The following is a 693-nucleotide window of genomic DNA, read 5'->3' as shown; positions in this document are numbered from 1 at the left end:
CCAAGGTGGTAACCATGATTTCTTTGCAAATGAGTTGTCGCAGTACGTTGACAAGGAAGTGAACGAAACTTTGGGTACCACAGCCTTGTTCTCACTAGTTTCGACTAAGCCAACCACGCTTTCTGTAGAGAAGATGGCGAAGGTTCGCGCAGATGGCACCAAAGAAAGCAGCGTTGTTACGCCGACGCAGGTTTACTTTGTTCCGCGCCCAGAAGTGAAGGGCTTGTTCTCAAGTGCTTCTCATGACTTCCGTGACGACTTGGAAAGCTTACCAGAAGGTACGCCTATCTATGACGTCTACGCAACGAGCGAGAAAATTCGCACTTCTATCTTCCCGTATTTTCATAAGAAGTATGCGAAATCTCGTCGTGATAGTGCTAAGAAAGTTGGTACGATTCGCCTAAGTTCTGAGTTTATCAGCTCGGCCTTTGGTGACGGTGGTGTTTTCTTCAACCACCAGCGTGTAGAGGATCAATAAGTAAGGATTTCAACTTAGCCTAACCCTTGTATTTATCAATCTGTACTTTGGTAAATAACATATTGGCTGTTCTAGAGCAGGAGGATCAGTCAAAATGAAGGGAGTTGTGCCCCGGAGTCTTTCGAGACTTCGGGGCTTTTTTTATACTTCTAGTCTGAGAAGCCCTACTGAAGGAGGGGAGTGCTTGGTTGGTCTGACGCTGTCACCTACCACTT

The 693-nt window shown here is 46.3% G+C and carries 1 pseudogene; it reads left to right on the top strand.

The features are described from left to right. Window positions 1-478: pseudogene (locus tag A3756_RS28050) on the top strand (peroxidase); the annotation flags it as partial. Window positions 479-693 lie beyond the last annotated feature (215 nt).

The sequence above is a fragment of the Oleiphilus sp. HI0086 genome (assembly GCF_001635225.1).
Note: the sequence above shows the minus strand (reverse complement) of the source record. Positions and strands in the feature narration are given on the sequence as shown.